This window comes from Bradyrhizobium sp. USDA 4502 (assembly GCF_054063355.1).
Map to the genome: position 1 here is coordinate 1852552 of NZ_JBSSGF010000001.1, position 17294 is coordinate 1869845.

General features: G+C 63.8%; 5 protein-coding genes and 1 pseudogene. 1 reads left to right on the forward strand and 5 read right to left on the reverse strand.

Going from position 1 to position 17294, the window contains the following annotated elements; translation table 11 throughout:
• Nucleotides 1-79 precede the first annotated feature (79 nt).
• The gene (locus tag ACVW1B_RS08205; RefSeq protein WP_456821475.1) at nt 80-9748 is read left to right on the forward strand and encodes a beta strand repeat-containing protein; all 9669 of its coding nucleotides are present in this window, start codon (nt 80-82) and stop codon (nt 9746-9748) included.
• Nucleotides 9749-9832: 84 nt separating this feature from the next.
• Here ACVW1B_RS08205 and ACVW1B_RS08210 read toward each other — a convergent pair whose 3' ends face one another.
• The 5 genes and pseudogenes from ACVW1B_RS08210 to ACVW1B_RS08230 form a co-directional block, all read right to left on the reverse strand.
• Complete coding sequence (locus tag ACVW1B_RS08210; protein WP_456821476.1) at nt 9833-10846, reverse strand: transglutaminase-like cysteine peptidase; 1014 nt, start codon at nt 10844-10846, stop codon at nt 9833-9835.
• Between the two features lie 220 nt (nt 10847-11066).
• Entirely contained in the window at nt 11067-12317 is a 1251-nt protein-coding gene (locus ACVW1B_RS08215) for an HlyD family type I secretion periplasmic adaptor subunit (protein ID WP_018270880.1), read from the reverse strand.
• A gap of 14 nt (nt 12318-12331) precedes the next feature.
• A pseudogene (locus tag ACVW1B_RS08220) lies at nt 12332-14504 on the reverse strand (type I secretion system permease/ATPase).
• A 249-nt stretch (nt 14505-14753) separates the two neighbouring features.
• The gene (locus ACVW1B_RS08225; RefSeq protein ID WP_256558762.1) at nt 14754-16454 is read right to left on the reverse strand and encodes a TolC family outer membrane protein; all 1701 of its coding nucleotides are present in this window, start codon (nt 16452-16454) and stop codon (nt 14754-14756) included.
• A gap of 270 nt (nt 16455-16724) precedes the next feature.
• Nucleotides 16725-17183, reverse strand: coding sequence for a hypothetical protein (locus ACVW1B_RS08230; RefSeq protein ID WP_456821477.1), 459 nt, complete (start codon nt 17181-17183; stop codon nt 16725-16727).
• Between the last annotated feature and the right edge of the window lie 111 nt (nt 17184-17294).

The window sequence follows — 17294 nt, forward strand, 5'->3', positions numbered from 1 at the left end:
ACCGCGGGGAGGGTTAACAATAGCCTAAAACTAAATTTTTCTACAACTTTTCCTCTAATCGCATTTTGCGGAGTTGATAATGCAGGGTTCGTTTCAGGTCGCTCAGGCAACCGGCACCGGCAATTCCACCAATTCGGCTCCCGTACGAATTTACAAGCTGACCAAGCCGCTGACCGATCAGGCGGTGGTCGTCAATCTTGGATACGACCAGAAGGTGAAGGTCGACTTTTCGTCGATCGCCAATGAAAAGATCACGCTGGTCCACGTCGGCGAAAAGCTGATCATCCTGTTCGACAACCAGTCGACCGTCACGGTTGAGCCGTTCTTCGACTCCCGTACGGATGGACAGAAGAATGTCACGATCGAGATGGCGCCGGGACGCGAGGTCTCGGTCCAGGAATTCGCCAGTCTGTTTCCGATCACCACGGATGCCTCCGTGTTGCCGGCGGCCGACAATGGCGGCAACTCGAACGGCAACGCGCAGGCGAGCGGCGCGGATTTCCGCCCGTTTGCGGTTGATCCGCTAGCTCCTGTGCCGACCAACGTGTTGGCGCCGCAGGAAGAGTTGCCGAACCTCGTGACCCCTGTGCCGCCGACCGGCTTCGTGCTGGGCATTGCTCCGCCTCCGACCATTTCGGGCAACCCCCTGTCGGCGCTGATTGTCGACGAGAGCTTCCTGACCGCGGCCACCAACCATGGTGTCGCCGGTTCGGGGCTCGGACCAGCAGGGGCAACGGTCGCGTCTGTGCAGGTGTCGTTCAACGTCACGGTACCGGGCGGCCAGCAGTCGCTGACCTATGCGCTGTCGGTCACGACACCGAACGAAGATTCCGGTCTGATCGATTCGGCGACCGGTCAGCACGTTCTGCTGACGGTCAACGCGGCCGGCGTCGTGGAAGGCCGCACGGCGATCAGTGGCGATCTGGTCCTCACGGTCTCGGTTGACACCGCGGGTCATGTGACGCTGACCGATCTGCGCGCGGTTCATGAGGCAACACCGGGCAACTTCAATGAAGGGATCACGCTGGCGTCGGGTCTGATCACGCTGACCGCCACCGTGACTGACAACAACAATCAGTCGGCAAGTGCGAGCGTCGACGTCGGCTCGCATCTGACGATCCTTGACGATGGTCCGGTGGCGGGCACGGTGACCGGCGCGACCGACACGCTGGTGCTCGACGAAACGCGCCCCGTCGGCAGCGACACCGCGGGCGGCACCACGCCGACCGGCCTCGCCAGCGTGACGGCGGACTTCTCCAACAATTTCACCGGCGGCAGCTACGGCGCCGACGGTGCCGGCAACACCGCCTACACGCTGCATCTCACCGGCACGAACGTCGCCTCGGGCCTCTATGCGCTGGATCCGACCGACACCAACCCGGCCCATTTCGGGCAGGGTGCGCAGATCGTGCTGAACCAGTCCGGTGACACCATCACCGGCTCGGCGAACGGCACGACCTACTTCACAATCACGATCAACGAGACGACCGGGATCGTGACCTTCACCCAGGTCAACAACATCTGGCATGCCGATCCGACCAACCCGGATGACGCGGCGACGTTGACCCTCTCCAGCGCCAGCCTGCTGCAGGTGGTGCAGACCATCACTGACGCGGACGGCGACAGCGTGACAACGCCGATCAACCTCGGTGGGGGCGTATTCACAATTCAGGACAGCGGTCCGACGGCCGGCACGGTGATCGAGAAGGAAGGCGCGGCCGAAACGCTGGTGCTGGACGAGTCGCGCCCGGTTGGCAGCGACACGCCGGGCGGCTTTGCGCCGAGCGGGCTTGCCAGCGTAACGGCGGACTTCTCCCACGACTTCACGTCCGGCAGCTACGGCAGCGACGGACCCGGCCATACCGCCTACACGCTGAAGCTCACCGGCTCGAACGTGGCTTCGGGTCTCTACGCGCTGGATCCGACCGACACGACCACTGCCGACGGCGACGGCATCGGACAGGGCGCGCAAATCGTCCTCAACCAGTCCGGCAACACGATCACCGGCTCGGCCGGCGGGACGACGTATTTCACCATCACCATTGATCCGTCGACCGGGATCGTCACCTTCACGCAGTCGAACAACATCTGGCATTCTGACCCGAAGAATCCGGACGATCCGGCAACGCTGACGCTGTCGAGCCCCAGCCTGCTGCAGGTGGTGCAGACCATCACCGACGCCGACGGCGACAGCGTGTCGACGCCGCTCGATGTCGGCACCCGTGTGTTCACGATCCAGGACAGCGGCCCGACCGCCGGCACGGTGACCGGCCCGACCGACACCCTGGTGCTGGACGAGACCCGTGCGGTTGGCACGGACACCGCGGGCGGCACGGCGCCGACCGGCCTTGATTCCGTAACGGCAGACTTCTCCAACAACTTCACGCCCGGCAGCTATGGCAGCGACGGCCCGGGCCACACGACCTACACACTGAACCTCGCCGGCGCGAATGTGGCGTCCGGTCTGTACGCACTTGATGCGACCGATACGACCACCGGCGACGGCGACGGCATCGGGCAGGGCGCGCAGATTCTGCTGAACCAGGTCGGCAACACGATCACCGGCTCGGCCGGCGGGACGACGTATTTCACCATCACCATTGATCCCTCGACCGGGATCGTGACATTCACCCAGCTCAACAATATCTGGCACTCCGACCCAACCAATCCGGACGATGCGGCGACGCTGACGCTGTCTGGCGCCAACCTGCTGCAGGTGGTGCAAACCATCGTCGATGCCGACGGCGACAGCGTGACGACGCCGCTCGATGTCGGCACCGGCGTGTTCACGATCCAGGACAGCGGCCCGAGCGCCGGCACGGTGGTCGCGGCGGCGGATACGTTGGTGCTGGACGAGACCCGTCCTGTCGGCACCGACACTGCCAGCGGCGCCGCGCCGACCGGCCTCGACACCGTCACGGCGGACTTCTCCAACAACTTCTCGGCCGGCAGCTACGGCAGCGACGGCGCGGGCAACACGGCCTACACGCTGAAGCTGACCGGCGTGAACGTGGCCTCCGGCCTCTATGCGCTGGATCCGACCGACACCGACCCGACCCACTTCGGCCAAGGTGCGCAGATCGTGCTGAACCAATCCGGTGACACGATCACCGGTTCGGTCGGCGGGACCGCCTACTTCACGATCACGATCGACGAGACGACCGGCATCGTGACGTTCACCCAGCTCAACAACATCTGGCACGCCGATCCGACCAATCCGGATGACGCCGCGACGCTGACCCTGTCGGCCGCGAACCTGCTGCAGGTGGTGCAGACCATCACCGATGCGGACGGCGATAGCGTGTCGACGCCGCTCGACGTCGGCACCGGCGTGTTCACGATCCAGGACAGCGGCCCGACGGCGGGCACGGTGACAGGTCCGACCGACACCCTTGTGCTGGACGAGACGCGGCCTGTCGGCAGCGACACCGCAGGCGGCACCGCGCCGACCGGCCTCGATACCGTGACGGCGGACTTCTCCAACAACTTCACCGGCGGCAATTATGGCAGCGACGGCGCGGGCAACACGGCCTACACGCTGAAGCTCACCGGTGCCAACGTCGCCTCCGGCCTCTATGCGCTGGATCCGACCGACACCGACCCGACCCATTTCGGGCAGGGTGCGCAGATTCTGCTGAACCAGGTCGGTGACACCATCACCGGCTCGGCCGGCGGCACCAACTACTTCACGATCACGATCGACGAGACGACCGGCATCGTCACGTTCACCCAGCTCAACAACATCTGGCATTCCGATCCGACCAACCCGGACGATGCAGCGACGCTGACGCTCTCGGCGGCCAACCTGCTGCAGGTGGTGCAGACCATCACCGATGCGGACGGCGACCACGTGTCGACGCCGCTCGATGTCGGCAACGGTGTGTTCACCATCCAGGACAGCGGCCCGACGGCGAGCGCGCTGTCTGGCGCAACGGACACGCTCGTGCTCGACGAGACGCGGCCTGCCGGCACCGACACCGCGGGCGGCACGGCGCCGACCGGCCTTGCCAGCGTCACGGCGGATTTCTCGAACGGCTTCGCCGGCGGCAGCTATGGCAGCGATGGCCCGGGCAATTCGGCCTACACGCTGAAGCTCACCGGCGCCAACGTGGCGTCCGGCCTCTATGCGCTGGATCCGACTGACACCGACCCGACCCATTTCGGGCAGGGTGCGCAGATTCTCCTGAACCAGGTCGGAAACACGATCACCGGCTCGGTCGGCGGCACCGATTACTTCACGATCGCGATCGATCCCTCGACCGGTATCGTGACCTTCACCCAGCTCAACAACATCTGGCACTCCGATCCGACCAACCCGGATGACGCCGCGACGCTGACTCTGTCGCGTCCGGAAATCCTGCAATTGGTGCAGACCATCACCGATGCCGACGGCGACAGCGTGACGACGTCGCTCAACCTCGGCTCCGGTGTGTTCACAATCCAGGACAGCGGCCCGACCGCCGGCACGGTGACCGGTCCGACCGACACCCTCGTGCTGGACGAGACCCGTCCCGTCGGCACGGATACGGCGGGCGGCACGGCGCCGACCGGCCTCGACACCGTGACGGCAAACTTCTCGAACAACTTCTCGGCCGGCAGCTACGGCAGCGACGGTCCGGGCAACACGGCCTATACGCTGAAGTTGACCGGCGTGAACGTGGCCTCCGGCCTCTATGCGCTCGATCCGACCGACACCGACCCGACCCACTTCGGCCAAGGTGCACAGATCGTGCTCAACCAGGTCGGTGACACGATCACCGGTTCGGCGAACGGCACGACCTACTTCACGATCACGATCAATGAGACGACCGGGATCGTGACGTTCACCCAGGTCAACAACATCTGGCACGCCGATCCGACCAACCCGGATGATGCCGCGACGCTGACGCTGTCGGGCGCGAACCTGCTTCAGGTGGTGCAGACCATCACCGATGCGGATGGCGACCACGTGTCGACGCCGCTCGATCTCGGGACCGGTGTGTTTACCATCCAGGACAGCGGTCCGACCGCGGGCACGGTGACAGGTCCGACCGACACCTTGGTGCTGGACGAGACCCGTCCTGTTGGCAGCGACACCGCAGGCGGCACGGCGCCGACCGGGCTCGATACCGTGACGGCGGACTTCTCCAACAACTTCACCGGCGGCAACTACGGCAGCGATGGTGCGGGCAACACGGCCTACACGCTGAAGCTGACCGGCGTGAACGTGGCCTCCGGCCTCTATGCGCTCGATCCGACCGACACCGACCCGACCCATTTTGGGCAGGGTACGCAGATCGTGCTCAACCAGGTCGGTGACACCATCACCGGTTCGGCGAACGGCACGACCTACTTCACGATCACGATCAATGAGACGACCGGGATCGTGACGTTCACCCAGGTCAACAACATCTGGCATTCCGATCCGACCAATCCGGACGATGCCGCGACGCTGACGCTGTCGGCGGCCAACCTGCTGCAGGTGGTGCAGACCATCACCGATGCGGATGGCGACCACGTGTCGACGCCGCTCGATCTCGGGACCGGTGTGTTTACCATCCAGGACAGCGGTCCGACCGCGGGCACGGTGACCGGCCCGACCGACACCTTGGTGCTGGACGAGACCCGTCCCACAGGAACGGATACTGCCGGCGGCACGGCGCCGACCGGGCTCGACACCGTCACGGCGGACTTCTCGAACAACTTCTCGGCGGGCAGCTACGGCAGCGACGGCCCGGGCAACACGGCCTACACGCTGAAGCTGACCGGCGTGAATGTCGCCTCCGGTCTCTATGCGCTGGATCCGACCGACACCGACCCGACCCACTTCGGCCAAGGTACGCAGATCGTGCTCAACCAGGTCGGTGATACCATCACCGGTTCGGCGAACGGCACGACCTACTTCACGATCACCATCAATGAGACGACCGGGATCGTGACGTTCACCCAGGTCAACAACATCTGGCACTCCGATCCGACCAATCCGGACGATGCCGCGACGCTGACCCTGTCGGCCGCGAACCTGCTTCAGGTGGTGCAGACCATCACCGATGCGGACGGCGACAGCGTGACGACGCCGATCAACGTCGGCACCGGCGTGTTCACGATCCAGGACAGCGGCCCGACCGCCGGCACGGTGACCGGCCCGACCGACACCCTCGTGCTGGACGAGACGCGTCCCACAGGAACGGATACCGCCGGCGGCACGGCGCCGACCGGGCTCGACACCGTGACGGCGGACTTCTCCAACAACTTCACCGCCGGCAGCTACGGCAGCGATGGTGCTGGGTCGACGACCTACACGCTGAAGCTGACGGGCTTGAACGTGGCCTCCGGCCTCTATGCGCTCGATCCGACCGACAAGACCGCCGGTGACGGCGACGGCATCGGACAGGGAACGCAGATCGTGCTCAACCAGGTCGGTGACACCATCACCGGCTCGGCGAACGGCACGACCTACTTCACGATCACGATCAATGAGACGACCGGGATCGTGACGTTCACCCAGGTCAACAACATCTGGCACTCCGATCCGAACAACCCGGACGATGCGGCGACGCTGACGCTGACGCGCCCTGAGTTGCTGCAGGTGGTGCAGACCATCACGGACGCCGATGGTGATAGCGTGTCGACACCGCTCAACCTCGGCACCGGCGTGTTCACGATTCAGGACAGCGGCCCGACGGCAGGTACCGTGACCGGTCCGACCGACACGCTCGTGCTGGACGAGACGCGTCCTGTTGGCAGTGACACCGCGGGCGGCACAGCGCCGACCGGACTCGACACCGTGACGGCGGATTTCTCCAACAACTTCACCGGCGGCGGCTACGGCAGCGACGGTGCTGGTAGCACGACGTACACGCTGAAGCTCACCGGTGCGAACGTGGCCTCCGGCCTCTATGCGCTCGATCCGACCGACAAGACCGCCGGCGACGGCGATGGTATCGGACAGGGTGCGCAGATTCTGCTGAACCAGGTCGGCAACACCATCACCGGCTCGGTCGGCGGCACCAACTACTTCACGATCACGATCGATCCTTCGAGCGGCATCGTGACCTTCACCCAGCTTAACAATATCTGGCACTCCGATCCGACCAACCCGGACGATGCGGCGACGCTGACGCTGTCGGCTGCCAATCTGCTGCAGGTGGTGCAGACCATCACCGATGCGGACGGCGACAGCGTGACGACGCCGCTGAACCTCGGCACCGGCGTGTTCACGATCCAGGACAGCGGTCCGACCGCCGGCACGGTGACCGGCCCGACCGACACGCTCGTGCTGGACGAGACGCGTCCTGTTGGCACCGACACCGCGGGCGGCACGGCGCCGAACGGGCTTGTTTCCGTGACGGCGAACTTCTCCGACAACTTCACCGGCGGTAGCTATGGCAGCGACGGTGCTGGTTCGACGACCTACACGCTGAAGCTGACGGGCTCGAACGTGGCCTCCGGTCTCTATGCGCTCGATGCGACCGACAAGACTGCCGGCGACGGCGATGGTATCGGACAAGGTGCGCAGATTCTGCTGAACCAGTCCGGCAACACCATCACCGGTTCGGTTGGCGCGACGACCTACTTCACGATCACCATTGATCCCGCAACCGGGATCGTGACCTTCACCCAGGTCAACAACATCTGGCACTCCGATCCGAACAATTCGGACGATGCGGCGACGCTGACGCTCTCGAGCGCCAACCTGCTGCAGGTGATGCAGACCATCGTCGATGCCGACGGCGACAGCGTGTCGACGCCGCTCGACCTCGGCACCGGCGTGTTCATAATCCAGGATAGCGGCCCGACGGCGCCGACAGCGACGGTCAGCGCAGCTACGATCGGCGTGGACGAGACGCCCGGCGTGCAGACCACCGGCGGCGCGAGCGACGTGCTCGGCTCCACTGCGATCACGTTCAACGGTGCCGCCAGCACTGTCGCCGCGCTGTTCAGCACGGTTGCGAACAAGGGCATCGACACCGACGTGTCGGCAGCGTCACTTGACAACGGTGCGCTCAGCTTTGCCTCGACGGGCGCGAGCAGCATCCTGACGGTGGCCGGCGGCAGCTTCGGCTCTGACGGCGCGGGGTCTACGACCTATGCGTTGAGCGTCCTCAGCGCTGCGTCAGGCCTGACATTGACGGATGGCACGGGGATCGCGCTGTCGCTGGATGCCAGCGGCCGGATCATCGGTACTGTGGGCAACGATGCCGCCAACCCCAGCCTGACGGGCCAAACGGCCTTCGCGATCGCCATCGATCCGATCACCGGTCAGCTCTATGTGGCGGACTATCTCTCGCTCCACCACAACAGCACCGCCAGTTCGAACGATCTGCTGACGATGACGGCCGGCAAGATCGGCGCGACGGTCACGTTGACGGACGCCGATGGCGATCATGTGACGGCCACCGCCGACATCAGCACTCATATCAGCTTCCTCGACGACGGCCCGAGTTTCGGCACGATCGAGCATGGAATCATTGCCGATTACGCGGGAATGTCCGTGCTAGGTAACCTACCCGTGTTCTCCGGCGCCGATGGTTTTGGCGCATATGACTTCACCTTGACTGGAAACACGGCGCCGGCCGGCCTGACGTTCAATGGCCAGGCCGTGCACTATTCCATCGACGCGTTTGGACAGAATTTGACGGCCTATATCGGTGCGGCCCCATCAGCAGCGAATAATATCTTCACGCTGAATCTGGATGACACAACCGGTCACTACCTATTCACATTGCTTCAGCCATTCACGGAGACAACGATCCAGAATGTCGGCAGTTCATCTTCCTTCGGCTCGGGACCATCGGAAGAGCAGGTTCTTTCGTCGAACACCGATCAACTGGCGGTTGTTTCGGGAACGACCTCCGGCGGCAGCCAAGGCGGTGTGAACGGATCTACCAACGGTTGGGGCGTCGACAACAATAACTTCGACCCCAATGAAAAGCTGCTGTTCGATTTCACGAGCGGCGCAATCGCCAGTCCGGTCGGCAATGCGGCGTTCCATCCGCCGGCAAACGAATCGGTCGCGAACTACACGTTCTCCAACTACAAGGGCGGGGACGAAATCCATTACGTCGTATCTTATTGGGACGGAGTGCACGCCGCCTCCATCACATCGGTATCCGGTGATTTCGATCCTTCCACCCACACCACGGTCGCCACCGAATGGTCGACGCCCACAGCGCCGGCCGGCCTGCAGCTCTACACTGTCCAGTTCACGGACGTGACAGGCAGCGGCAAGGTCGACCTGGTTGGCGTCGGAGTTTCGTCGACCACGAACGTCTCCGAGGATCTGAGCTTCAACGTGTCGACGATTGACGGTGACGGCGACACGGCGTCGAGCACCATCAATATCAACATCAATGGCACCACGACCCTGCTGGGCACGGCCGGCAATGATGTCATTGTCGCCGGACCAACCAACGAGACGCTCACTGGCAATGGTGGGGACGACAAGTTTGTTCTCAATCTGACCGCCCACGATATCATCAGTGATTTCAACAGCGGTGATACACTCCTTCTCGACGTGGCCGGCCTGAGCCTGCCGACGGGCGTTTCAAACGCCCTTACGGCTGGCCAGTTCACGTCATCGGCAGTCACCGGCGGGACCGAGAACAACGCCAGCGCCTGGAACGAAAGTGCAAGCACGAACAAATTCTTCTTCAACAATACGACCCATGAGCTCTGGTACTCGGCAAATGGTACAGGCTCCGACAAGGTGGACCTCGCACATGTGAGCACCGGCTTGCCGGCGGCCACGAACGTTCATATTTTCTAGGCTAGGCTTGCAGCAAAATCGAAAATCCGCGGAGACCTCTCCGCGGATTTTTATTGATTGAATTGTCGCCTTTCTTGCGCGCAATCACATCAGCACGGGCAGGAAGCCCAAGAGCGGGCTTGCCGCGTCCAGCGCTTCCACGCCGGTCCATTCGGTCTCCGCCGCATTGGCGGCCGCCGGCGCCGCGTCAAGTTCATCGCCGAGCGGGAGCCGCTTGGCGTAAGGTGCCGCAAACAGCTGCACGCCGCGGTCGTTGATCGCGAACATCGGCGTGAAGTTGCCGAGCTCGCCGTCATCAATCAGTTCGGAGCGGCGGCTGTCCAGGATCAGCCAATGGCCGTCCAGGCGCGCCGCCAGCACGGCATGATCCTGGCGGATGGCGCGATCGCGGCCCAGCACCAGGCGCAGATCCTCGCGCGGGTAGCCGGCTTCGCTGAGCGCGATGTATTTTGCGATCGCATAGTCCTCGCAGTCGCCCTTGCCGGTCGCGAAGGTGGCGAGCGGGGCGGTCCAGCGGTCGGCCTCGCCGTGCTGGGCGAAGTCGCTGACATAGCGGATCGCCTGATTGACGGCGCGATTGGCCTCATCCAGCCGGTCGCGTCCGGCTTTGGACTTGACCGCGCCGATCAGGCGAAGGAATTGCGCGGCTTGCGACGGGCAGCCGGTCGCGCTCTCGCGGCATTGCTCGAGAACGCTCGCCTCCTTTGCGAGATCGGATTCGAGGCCGCGCCATTTGCGCCACAGGCCGTTTTCCGGTGCGCGGAAGGTGAACAGGCCAAACGGCTCGGCGCCGACAGGCGGAAGCGGCTTTGCCGCGGGCACCGCGTCGGTCGCGGTATTTGGCGGTGTGAGCGAGGCGGTGCGAATGGCGTTCGGACCCCGGCCGCGCTGCCGGTCGAGCTTGGCCAGGACGTCGGCGATGGTGAAGAAGGTGGCAGGCGGGCGGTTTGACGCGGCGTCCGCAGCGGGCGCGAGCTCGCCGGCGGGTTTTCCGACAGAGAGCCCGTCCGCGGCAAATGCGACAGGCGCTGCGCAAAGACCGATTGTCAGCGCAGCCGCGGCCATGACCGCCGACGAAGCAAAGTTCAGCGACTTCATATGACGTCCCCAATGTCGGGGACCGTCAACGTCTGTGCGTCGATCTGCGCCCCCGCTGTTATCGGGACGCAAACTGGCGCCTTGGCCGCTTAAGCGGAGTTAAGTGGAGGGGGGCGCCGCCTCGAATGTCGAAAAGGCGGTCAATCCGGGGTTTGCCGGTTCGTTCGAAATTGAACGAACCGAGGTCACGATCGGTTAACCACGGAATCCGTGGTCCCGATCAGCGTTCGCGCAGGGCCTCGTCACGCAGCAGGCGGGCGGGCTTCACGATGTAGTCCAGCACGGACTTCTCGCCGGTCAAGACCTCGACCGTGGTCACCATGCCCGGAATGATCGGCAGCGGATGCTGCTCGGTGCCGAGATGGTTCTTATCGGTACGCACCATGACCCGGTAGAAGGTCTCCTGGCGTTCGGTCTTTTCCGCCTTGTCGTCGACGATGGTGTCGGCGCTGATGCGTTCGACCTTGCCCTTCAGCGATCCGTAGACCGAGGAATCATAGGCGCTGATCTTCACCACCGCGTCCTGGTCGGGACGGATAAACGCGATGTCCTGGGGACGAATCCGGCCCTCCACCAGCAGCGTGTCGTCCAGCGGCACGATGTCCATCAGGTTGGCGCCCGGCTGCACGACGGCACCGATGGTGCTGATGTTCAGTTTGTTGACGATGCCGTGGACCGGCGCCTTCAGATCCGTGCGGCGCACCCGGTCCTGGGCGGACTTGATATTCTCGTCGAGCACGGCGAGGTCGGCACGCGATTTGGCCAGGTCCTCGTCGGCCTGTGAACGGAACGACGCGGTGATGTTCGCGATCTTCGACTGCGCTTCGGCCAGCTGTCCCTTCATTTCGGTTGCCTGCCGATCAAGTCGCAGCATCTCGATCTCGGGCACCACCTTCTGCTCATACAGCCTGCGCGTCAGGGTCTGCTCGCGCTCGAGGAGCTTGAGGGAGCCGGTGAGGCGAGTGACCTGCTGGTTGAGGACGTCGATGTCCTGCGCGACCTTCTGACCCCGCATCTTGAACACGCTGGTCTCGGTCGCGACGGCGGCGGGAACCATCTTGTCGAGATCGTCCGGGAAGGTGATCTCGGCTCGGCCGCGCGCCTCGGCGTCGAGGCGGGCCACCCGCGCCGCCATCGCCGCGCGGCGCTCGCGGATTTCGCCGAACTCGGAAGCGAATTTCGTATCATCGATCCGCATCAGGGACTGGCCCTGCTGAACGATGTCGCCTTCCCGGATCAGGATGTCGCCGACGATCCCGCCTTCGAGCGATTGAACCACCTGCATCTGCCGCGACGGCACGACGCGGCCGCTGCCGCGCTTGACCTCGTCCAGCACGGCAAAATGAGCCCAGATCAAGAACGTCGCAAGCAGCGCGCACGACGTCCACAGCAGCATGCGGGAGGTGCGCGGCGTGCGCAGCAGCGCCGCGGACCGGATATCATTTGCAAATGTGAAATCGGAAGACGCCATAATGTATTTGCTCGTTATGCGGATTTCGGCTGAATCGTATTCTCCGGCGACGGGGCCGCGGACGCCGGCCGGCCCTGGAGCAAAGCGAGCACCTTGTCGCGCGGGCCGTCGGCAACCAGGCGGCCATTGTCGAACAGCAGCAAGCGATCGACCATATTCAGCAATGATAAGCGATGGGTCGAAATGATGATGGTCATGCGATCATCATTGAGGCCCTTGAGCCGCTCAAGGAACTCCTGTTCGCTGCGAATATCGAAGTGCGCCGTCGGCTCGTCGAGAAAGAGCACGCGAGGCTTGCGGATCAGAACGCGCGCGAGTCCGATGGCCTGCTTCTGGCCGCCCGACAGGCTGCGGCCGCCTTCCGAGATGGGCATGTCATAGCCCATCGGGTGACCGGCGATGAAGCTTTCGACGCCCGAAAGCCGCGCGGCAAGCAGGACTTCCTCGTCGGTTGCTTCCGGCTTGCCAAGGGCGATGTTGTCGCGCAGCTTGCCGAAGAACAGGTCGGTATCCTGCATCGCAAAGCCGATGCCGGCGCGCAGGTCCGAGGGATCGTATTGGCGCGAGTCGACGCCATCGACCAGGATGCGGCCTTCCTTCGGCTCGTAAAATCCGAGCAGCAACCTGCCGACCGTGGTCTTGCCAGAGCCCACCCTGCCGATGATGCCGACCCTTTCTCCGCCCTCGATCTTGAAGCTGACCTTTTCGAGCGCGTTACCCGGCGCGTTGGGGTAGGCGAACGATACGTTCTCGAAGGCGACCTTGCCGTCTTCGATTCGTCTTGCGACGTAGGACCGGGTCGGCGAGCGTTCCCGCTCGATCGACATGATGCGATCGATCGCCTTGAGGGCCGTGATCGTCTGCGTACCCTTGGTGATCACCGAGGCGATCCCGGCGATCGGCGCCAGGACGCGCCCGGCGAGCATGTTTGCGGCGACCAGCGCGCCGACGCTCAGCTTGCCGTCGAGGATCAGGAAAATGCCGACGATGACGAGGAGCAGGCTCGTGATCTGCTGGGCCGTGCTCGCGCTCGTCAGCGACATCGACGACCAGAAGTGAACGTCCTCGCCGGATCGGGGCGGTCGCGGCAACCGACCGTTCCCACAAGGTCTGCATGCGGGCCTCGGCGCCGGTTGCACGGACGGTTTCGAGGCCGGACAGCGACTCGACCAGCACGCCGTGCCGGGCGGCGGATTCGGCCTGCAGCCGCTTGATGGCGCGATCGAGCGGGCGCTGCAGCAAGAAGCCGATCAGCATGACCAGCGGCAGCATGATCAGCGGGATCCAGGCCAGCGGTCCGGCGATGAGGAACAGCACCCCAACAAAGAGAATGGCGAACAGCAGATCGGTCGCCGAAACCACGCTTCCGGAGGTGAAGAACTCGCGCACCGAGTCGAAGTCGCGGAGCTGATTGGCCAGGATGCCAACCGAAGTCGGCCGTTGCGCCATCTTCACCGACATCACGTGCTCGAAGATGTTTGCGGCCAGCACAACGTCGATCGTCTTGCCGGTCACGTCGATCATGCGGCTGCGGACCATGCGGAAGATGAAATCGAATACGATGCCGAGCCCCATGCCGATCGAGAGCGCGATCAGGGAGGGGATCGCCCCGTTGGGGATGACACGGTCATAGACGCTCATCGTGAACAGCGGCGTCGCCAGCGCGAGGATGTTGGTCAGAAAGGCCGCGACCGCGATGTGCCCGTAGCTGCGCCAATGCGTTTTCACCACCGACCAGAACCAGTGGCTCTTGGGGATGTCGCCTGCGGCGACGGCGCGCGCATCGGCCTGCGGCGCGCTTCTCACCAGGAACGCATAGCCGGTATAGTCCGTGGCGAGCGAGCCGATGTCGGCGACGCGCGGGCTGTTCGGCGTCGCCGGATCAACGACCTTGATCGACCTGTTCGCCGGGTCCACACCCAGAAGGATCAGCGCAGAGCCGTTCTTCATGACGAGGACGGCCGGCAGGACCAGCGCGGGAATGTCTGAAATGTCGCGCTTGACGGCCTCGGTCTCCAGACCGGCGCGCCTGGCCGCGCGGTCATAGAGCGAAACGGACAAGCGTCCGTCCGTGATCGGAAGTCCGCCGAGCAGAGCTTCGCGGCTGACCGCGCGGCCGTGATGGGCGGCGAGATAAGTCAACGATGCGGTGAGGGGATCGTCGCCCAGCGCGCGTGGCCCATTTATCGCGACAGGCTTTGAGGTTGAGTCATCCGGCGAGGGGCGGACGGCGTCGGCCGCCGCGCTGGGGGTTCGAAACAACAACTGAAACCTCGACAAGCAAAATGGAAATGCAGCAATCGCATTAGATTTCGGGCAGACTACAACAAACAGCGAACAAATTCAGCGAAACTTATCTTAACGATTAATAAGGAATCGAAAGGGCCCCGACTTGGGGCCCTTCCGGCAGTCTTGTCCTGAGCTTGTTGGCGGTCGCTACCGAGCGGAACTCGGGAAGGCCGACAGCAGCCAGTGGGGCTTGGTCGACGCATAGGAGCTCGCGTTCGCCGTGACCGAAGGGTCCGTGTAAATGACGTTCGGGCCGTCCGCAGCGGTCTTTTGCTGCTGCATCCATTCCGCTGAACCGGGCACCGCTGCGGTCGTCGTCGCACCGGTGAAGCGGTCCGCAAAGCCAACATCCTTCGGCTGGGCCGCCGCATAGGTCTTGGCAGGACGGGCGACAGGCGCCGGAGCGGCGACGCGCAGCGGCTCGGACCCGGTTTGCGGGAGGTTCACGCGAAGGGTCGGGAACGAGTAGCGGGGCAGGCCGATCGAAAGCATGTCCGTCGGCGCAGCATCGACCGGCGGCGGAGCCTTCAGATACTCGATCAAGGTGCCCATCGCGGCCAGCAGCTGGTAGTCGGCGAAGACCACGACGCCGCGGGCTGAGGTGAGCGAGACCGACGTGTTGAAGAACTGGTTCTGCGCGTTCAAGAGATCGATCAGGGAGCGCTGACCGAGTTCGTATTCCTTCTGGTAGGCCGTGATGGTCTTCCTGGCTGCTTCCAGCTCACGGGTCAGAGCACCGATGCGCGTGGCCGTAATCGTACGGGCATTCCACGCCTTGTCGATCGACTCATAGGCGTCGCGTTGCAGGCGAGCGTGGCGCATGGTGGCTTCGGTGTAGCGCTCGGCCTTCTCTGACCGATTCCACGCGTCCTGGCCGCCGCGGAAGATGTCCCACGACATGACAACCTTCCCACTGTAGTCCTCATGCGTGATGGCGGGAGTTCCCGGGGCCGCCACGTATGGGTAGGAGTTGTCGTAATGGGTTGCCCGTCCCTCGAGATAGAATTTCGGACCGAAGGTGCCGTCGGTGGCCTTGAACGCGTGCTTGGCGGCGTCGGCGTCGGACTGTGCCGCCGCGATCGTCGAGTTGAACCGGAGCGTGGTCGCCAACGCTTCGTCGCGGCTGTGCGGCAATCCCGCGAGAGGGGCGGGGAACCGAACATTGATCGGCTCGAGGCCAACCGTCTTGCGGTACTTCGCCCTGGCGTCATCCAGGCTGCGCTGGAATTCGGCAAGTGCCGCACGGGCAGCCTCGACGCGCTCGCGGGCTTGCTCCAGATCGCCTTCGCCCGCCCGGCCGCCCGAGAAGCGGGAGTTCACGTTTGAAAAGATCTTTTCGTGGTTGGCGACGTTTTGCTGGGCAAGACTGACCAGCCGCATGTAGCGCGTGACGTCGATGTAGCCTTCGGCGGCGTCGAGGGCCAGCAGCTCGGTTCTCTCCTTGACGCGGGAGGCGGCGGCATTGACCCGCGCGGTCTGGCGCCAGACGTCATAGATCGACGAAAAACCGTCCCACAGCAGCTGGCGCACCACGACCGATTCCTGGCTGCCATTGCGCCATGGTCCTGAACCCACGGTCGGCGCCGCCTGAATGTTCGGGGTGATGAAGCCCGGCGATTGATCGAATTTTTCCGGGCCGTAGCTGGCGTCAATGCGCACCTGCGGCAGCAGTGTGCTTTGGGTTTGCCGCAGCTCGCTTTCCGTCGCCCGCCGGTTCGCCGAAGCCTCGCCGATACCCGGGTTGGTCTGCATGGCCTGGCGCAAAGCATCATTAATAGAAAAAACCTCGGCACATGCTGGCGTTGCCGCCAGACATAGGCACGCTATGACCGTGTATGCCGACTTCATAATCTCAGCCCCTACTCACAAAAATATTATGTAGAATCCTCCAAAGGGTAACAAAGGACAGTTCCGCGACCTATGACATTTCAGCCACACAGGCGGCCTAAGTGGGGGCCGAACCATCCGAGGTCCGGTGCGCGCAAATCTAAACATTTTTATTAAAATTCAGTGATTTATATGATGTTCTGTGATCGCGCGAACTGGTGCCGAGCCGCAACACCGGGGACCGGAACATGAAAGATCAGTTAAGCCCATCTTAAGGTTGGCGGCAGCCGGCTACTGCTGGCGACAGGTCGCCAGGTAGGTTGCAACGAAGGGCGCGGCCTTGGTGTCCGCGGAGGGGCCTCCCAGTCGGCTCGTTAGTTTGTAGAGCGACTTGTCGCCAAAATAGAACCGGAAGATCTCGGCCGTGGTGTCGTCCGTGCGGGTCGCGAAGATCGACGCGGCGGACCGGCGGGCGGCCGCAAAGACGTAGGTCGTGAGCTTGGCTCCTCCCTTGCCTTCTGCCGCGACAGATGTCCCCCAAGTGACCGTGAAGGTGTCGCCATCGATCACGACGGCGGGCCGGACCGTATCGAGATCGTCATCGATCCACTGGGCGTCGCCGCCTTTGCCTGACGGGCCGAGCTCGACCCGTTTGCCCCGCGGCGTGTCGCAGGTGAACCGGGAAGGTTCGGCGATCGCAGCGCTCGTCGCCGCCAAGAACAGCAACAGGCAGCCAACCGACCTCCACATGGGTGTTACCCTCTGTTTCGTTGTTTGGAGGATAGTGATGTCAGCGCCTGACTCGCGCAACTCGGTGATTTACGGACAAGCAGAGCTGCGTTGCTTCCTCGCCGGAAGAGG

Coding starts and splice junctions, on each gene's coding strand:
- ACVW1B_RS08205 (WP_456821475.1), top strand. CDS start 80: ATGCAGGGTTCGTTTCAGGTCGCTCAGGCAACCGGCACCGGCAATTCC.
- ACVW1B_RS08210 (WP_456821476.1), bottom strand. CDS start 10,846: ATGAAGTCGCTGAACTTTGCTTCGTCGGCGGTCATGGCCGCGGCTGCG.
- ACVW1B_RS08215 (WP_018270880.1), bottom strand. CDS start 12,317: ATGGCGTCTTCCGATTTCACATTTGCAAATGATATCCGGTCCGCGGCG.
- ACVW1B_RS08225 (WP_256558762.1), bottom strand. CDS start 16,454: ATGAAGTCGGCATACACGGTCATAGCGTGCCTATGTCTGGCGGCAACG.
- ACVW1B_RS08230 (WP_456821477.1), bottom strand. CDS start 17,183: ATGTGGAGGTCGGTTGGCTGCCTGTTGCTGTTCTTGGCGGCGACGAGC.